5 protein-coding genes are annotated in these 5,045 nt (G+C 69.1%); all 5 read right to left on the bottom strand.

Annotated elements, in window-relative coordinates; all coding sequences use genetic code 11:
* Nucleotides 1–525, bottom strand: a 525-nt coding sequence (locus VIB55_RS04350; protein ID WP_331875445.1) for an ABC transporter ATP-binding protein, incomplete at its 3' end; no start/stop codon positions are given.
* Nucleotides 518–1,756 carry an FtsX-like permease family protein gene (locus VIB55_RS04355; RefSeq protein ID WP_331875446.1) on the bottom strand — a complete coding sequence of 413 codons (1,239 nt, stop codon included), beginning with the start codon at nt 1,754–1,756 and terminating at the stop codon, nt 518–520. The genes VIB55_RS04350 and VIB55_RS04355, both read right to left, overlap by 8 nt.
* Nucleotides 1,753–3,306: a lysine--tRNA ligase gene (lysS, locus tag VIB55_RS04360; RefSeq protein ID WP_331875447.1), complete on the bottom strand. Its 1,554-nt coding sequence runs from the start codon at nt 3,304–3,306 to the stop codon at nt 1,753–1,755. The genes VIB55_RS04355 and lysS overlap by 4 nt, the downstream gene beginning before the upstream one ends.
* Nucleotides 3,296–4,412 (bottom strand): peptide chain release factor 2 gene (gene prfB / locus VIB55_RS04365; protein WP_333783815.1). Its coding sequence is split into 2 segments (ribosomal slippage): nt 3,296–4,354 and nt 4,356–4,412, totalling 1,116 coding nucleotides; the frame shifts between segments, so codons are not numbered across the junction. Before prfB ends, lysS begins: the two co-directional genes overlap by 11 nt.
* 104 nt (nt 4,413–4,516) lie before the next feature.
* A partial coding sequence (locus tag VIB55_RS04370; RefSeq protein ID WP_331875448.1) for a hypothetical protein occupies nt 4,517–5,045 on the bottom strand: 529 nt, incomplete at its 5' end.

Genomic DNA, 5,045 nt, shown 5'->3' on the forward strand with positions numbered 1-5,045 from the left:
CAATCCGACCAGGTCCAGCAGCTCCCTGGCCCGCTCCCGCGCCTTGCCCTCGCCCGTGCCGGCGATCAGCTGCGGCATCATCACGTTCTCCAGCGCGCTGAACTCGCGCAGGAGGTGGTGGAACTGGAAGACGAAGCCCACGCGCTTGGCCCGCAGCTCCGCCATCGCCTGCTCGTTCAGCCCGGCGACGGGCACGCCGCCCACGGACACGGCGCCCTGGTCGGGGCGGTCCAGCGCGCCCAGGACGTGGAGCAGTGTCGACTTGCCGGAGCCGGACGCGCCGATCACCGACACCATCTCCCCCGGCCGCACGTCCAGGTCTACCCCGTCCAGCACGTGGATGGGCATTCCGTCGCCCCCCACGTACGACTTGCGCACGCCCCGGGCGCTGATGGACGGCTCCACCCCGTCGAACGACCGCCGCGGCGCGGCGTCGACCGTCGGTTCGGGCACGATGGGGGACGTCATCTGCGCCCCGTCATCCGCGAACTCGTCCGCGGGCCGGTCCAGCGATTCGCTACTCATGGCGGATCGCCTCCACGGGATCCAGGCGCGCGGCCTGCCAGGCGGGATACACCGTCGCGAGGAACGAGATCACCACCGTGGCGAGCAGGATGCCCACCAGGTCCACGGGATCCACCTTCACCGGCAGGTGGCTGACGAAGTAGATCTCGCCGGGGATGCGGATCAGGCGGAAGTAGTCCGTCACCCAGGCCACCAGCACGCCCCCCGCCCCGCCGATCGCCGCGCCCACCATGCCGATCACCAGCCCCTGCACCATGAACAGCCGCAGGATGCGGCGCGAGGTCATCCCCATCGACTTCAGGATGCCGATCTCCCGCGTCTTGTCGGTCACCACCATCACCAGCGTGGAGACGATGTTGAAGGCGGCGACGATCACGATCAGCAGCAGGATCAGGAACAGGGCCAGCTTTTCCAGCTTCAGGGCATTGAACAGCGCCCCGTTCATGGTCATCCAGTTGTCCGTGCGGTACGGAAGCCCCAAGGCCTTGTCGATCTTCAGCGACACCTCGGTGGCGTCCTGCGGGTCGTCCAGGCGCACCTCCAGCCCGGAGACGGCCTCGTTGAGCCCCGTCAGGTGCTGCGCCGCCGTCAGGCTGGTGTACGAGAACTTGTTGTCGTACTCCCACATCCCCGTGCGCACGGCGCCCACGAACTCGAACAGTTCCATCTCGGGGCTGGGCCCCATGGGCGTCATTCGCACGTTGGTGAACGAAACGACGGTCACCGTGTCACCGGGAATCAGCCCCAGGCGGCCCGCCAGCCCCGCGCCCACTGCGATCGGCGCCAGCCCGCTGCGCGTGGGCCCCAGGCTGATGCGCGCCTCGCGCAGCAGCCGGGGGATGTCCGTAACACCCGATCCGTCACCTTCCGTGACGATGCCGCGCAGCACCGCACCCTCCGCGTAGCCGCCGCGGTTGCGCAGCCCCACCTCGGTGTGCACGAAGGGCCCGGCCGCGACGACGCCCTCGACCTTGCGGACCTCCTGGATGGGGCCGCGCCACCCGGCCATCCGCATCCCCTCGCCGTAGGTAAGGACGAACACGTGCGGATTGACGCCCAGGATGCCGCGCCGCAGCTCGTTCTGCAGCCCGTTCATCACCGCCGTAACGATGATCAGCGCCATCACCCCCACGGCCACGCCGCCGATGGCGATCAGCGTGATCAGCGACAGGAACCTGGTTCCCCGCCGGGAAGACAGGTAGCGCCTGGCGACGCGCCACTCCAGGCTCATTCGGGCCTCATGGTGGGGAACAGGATCACGTCGCGGATGGACGGCTGGCCGGAAAGGATCATGGTCAGCCGGTCTACCCCCATCCCGAACCCGCCGGTGGGCGGCATGCCGAACTCCATGGCGCGCAGGAAGTCTTCGTCGATGGGCTGCGTCTCCTCGTCACCCGCCAGCGCCAGCCGCTTCTGTGCCTCGAAGCGCTCGCGCTGGTCGATGGGATCGTTCAATTCGCTGTACGCATTGCACAGCTCCTTGCCGGCGACGATCAGCTCGAACCGCTCCGTCAGCGCCTCGTCGCCGCGCTTGGGCTTGGCCAGGGGCGACATCTCGCGCGGATAGTCGGTGATGAACGTCGGCCGGATGAGCTTGGGCTCCACGAGCGCACCGAACAGCTCGTCGATCAGCTTGCCGCGCCCCATCGCCTTCACGTCGTCCGCTGAAAAGCCGAGCGTGCGCACGCGGTCGCGCAGCTGGTCTTCGGTGGAGCCGGGGACGTCGACGCCGCCGATCTCCTGCAGCGCCTCGAACATGGAGTAGCGGGCGAAGGGCGCCGCGAACGAGATCTCGTGCCCGCCGAAGGTCACCGGACGCTCGCCAAGCGCCTCGCGGGCCACGTGGCTCAGCAGCTCTTCGGTGAGCCGCATGACGCCCTCGTAGTCCAGGTACGCGGCGTAGAACTCCAGCATGGTGAACTCGGGGTTGTGAAAGCGGCTGAGCCCCTCGTTGCGGAAGTCCTTGCCGATCTCGTACACCCGCTCCATGCCGCCTACGATCAGCCGCTTCAGGTACAGTTCGTCGGCGATGCGCAGGTACAGCTGCATGTCGAGCGCGTTGTGGTGCGTGGTGAAGGGGCGCGCCAGCGCACCGCCGTAGAGCGGCTGCAGGATGGGCGTCTCCACCTCGATGAACCCTCGTTCGTCCAGGAACCGCCGCAGCGCGCTGACGATCCGCGCCCGCAGAACGAAGGTGTCGCGCACCGCGGGGTTCACCGCCAGGTCGGCGTACCGCTGGCGGTAGCGCGCCTCCACGTCGGTAAACCCGGAGTGGACGATGCGCTCCCCCGTCTCCGCATCCACCTCTTCCTTGCCGAGGGGGAGCGGACGGAGCGCCTTGGCCAGCAGCTGGAACGACGAGACCTTGAGCGACACCTCGCCCGTCCTCGTGCGGAAGAGCGTGCCCTCGGCGCCCACCCAGTCGCCCAGGTCCACCAGGTCCAGCAGCTCGTACTCCGCGCCCAGGTCGTTGACGCGCAGGTAGAGCTGCACCCTGCCCGTGCGGTCCGCCACGTGGCCGAAGGTGCTCTTGCCCATCACCCGGCGGCTGACCAGGCGGCCGGCCACGCGCACGCGCTCGCCCATCTCCTCGGCGCCGTGCGCCTGCTCGTGCGCCTGGAAGAGCGCGACCGCCTCCGCGGCCCCGTGCGTGGTCTCGTACGAGTAGGCGTACGGCTCCACGCCACGCTCGCGCAGCCGGGCCAGCTTGGCCACGCGGTCGGCGACGACGCGCTCGTCGGAAAGGTGCTCCTCGCCCGGCGTCAGTTCGTCACTGGCCATCGGAGTGCACGGCCCCGTACTGCCGCAGGTAGGCGTGGATGAAGGGCTGCAGGTCGCCGTCCATCACCTTCTGGACGTCGGTCAGCTTGAGCTCGGTGCGATGGTCGTTGACCATGGTGTACGGCTGGAATACGTACGAGCGGATCTGGCTGCCGAAGGCGATGTCGGTCTTGGTGTTCTCCAGCTTGGCCTTTTCCGCCTCCTGCTCCTCGAGCGCGCGCTGGTAGAGGCGCGCCTTGAGCATCTTCATGGCGGTCGCGCGGTTCTTGTGCTGCGAGCGCTCCTGCTGGCAGGCCACGACGATGCCCGACGGCAGGTGGCGCAGCCGGACCGCGGACGATGTCTTGTTGACGTGCTGCCCGCCGGCGCCGGACGCGCGGAACACGTCCATCTCGATGTCTTCCTCGCGCACCTCGATCTCGATGGTGTCGTCCACCGCGGGGGAGACGAACACGGAGACGAACGAGGTATGGCGGCGTGCGGCCGAGTCGAACGGCGAAATGCGCACGAGCCGGTGCACGCCGCGCTCCGCCTTGAGGAATCCATACGCGTACTGGCCGCGGACCTCCAGCGTGGCGTCCTTGATCCCCGCCTCTTCGCCCTCCTGCAGGTCCAGCAGTTCCACCTCGAAGCCGTTGCGCTCGCCGAAGCGCGTGTACATGCGCAACAGCATCTGCGCCCAGTCCTGGCTTTCGGTGCCGCCGGCGCCGGGGTGGATGGTGATCAGGGCGTCGCGATGGTCGTCGGGCTGCTGGAGCATGTTCTTGAGCTCCAGCGCCTCGAGCGCGGGGCCGAGCGCCTCGACCTCGGCCCTGACCTCCGCGCCCATCTCCTCGTCGGCATCAATCTCCAGCAGGTCGAGCATTTCGCCCAGGTCGTTCACCTTGGCAGACATCTGCTCCCAGGGGCCTACCCAGCCCTTGACCTGGTTGGTGAGGGCAATCAGCTCACGGGCCTTTTCCTGGTCGTTCCAGAACGACGGTTCGGCCATGCGGGCTTCCAGCGACTTCAGTTGCTCCTGCTTGGCAGCCAGGTCAAAGAAACCTCCCCAGCTCGTCGAGCCGGTTGCGGTACGTGTCCAGTGCGCTACGAAGGTCTTCGGTCATCGGTCGGGTTCCTGGCAACGACAAGGGCCGCCCGGAGGAGCGGCCCCACTGCTGTCTTGTAACCTGCGGGAATGTACGGGTTCCCGGGGAGGAGGGGAAGTGCACTAGAAGAGAGTCTGCCCCTTCGCCAGGATCTCGTTCAGCGCGTCGCGGAAGTGCGGCGTGCCGCGGGCCGTCTCCGCGCCCACCTGGCCCACGTACTCCTCCCAGCTCTTCTTGATCTCTTCCATGAACTCGCGCTTCAGCGTGCCGTCGGCGAGTGCCGTGTCGCGCCGCTCCGGGTGGTACGTGACGATGTCGGACACCAGCGCGCGCGCCAGGCGCCGCGCCTTGGCCGTGGGATCGTTCGATCCGAAGCCGAACCCTCCCGACCGGGTCGGCGCGGCCGGCGTGGGCTGCGGAGCTGGTGCCGGGGCGGCCGCGGCTGGCGCGGGCTGCGGAGCCGGTGTCGCGGGGGGTGCCGGGGCCGGCTGAGGCGCCGGCGAGGCCGTCGGCTGAGGCGCGGCCGCGCGCTGCGGGGATGACGCCGGTGTGGGAGCCGGCGCGGACGGAGCCGCGGCCGCGGCCGCGGCCGCGGGCTGCGCGGATGGCGTCGGCGGAGCCGCGGCCGCACCGGTGGCGGAAACCTGGAAG

Origin of the sequence: Longimicrobium sp., from assembly GCF_036554565.1 — a bacterium.
In the GTDB taxonomy this organism is placed as follows: domain Bacteria; phylum Gemmatimonadota; class Gemmatimonadetes; order Longimicrobiales; family Longimicrobiaceae; genus Longimicrobium.

Excerpts from the sequence above, each read along its gene's own strand:
- VIB55_RS04355 (WP_331875446.1), bottom strand. The coding sequence starts at position 1,756 with ATGAGCCTGGAGTGGCGCGTCGCCAGGCGCTACCTGTCTTCCCGGCGG.
- lysS (WP_331875447.1), bottom strand. The coding sequence starts at position 3,306 with ATGGCCAGTGACGAACTGACGCCGGGCGAGGAGCACCTTTCCGACGAG.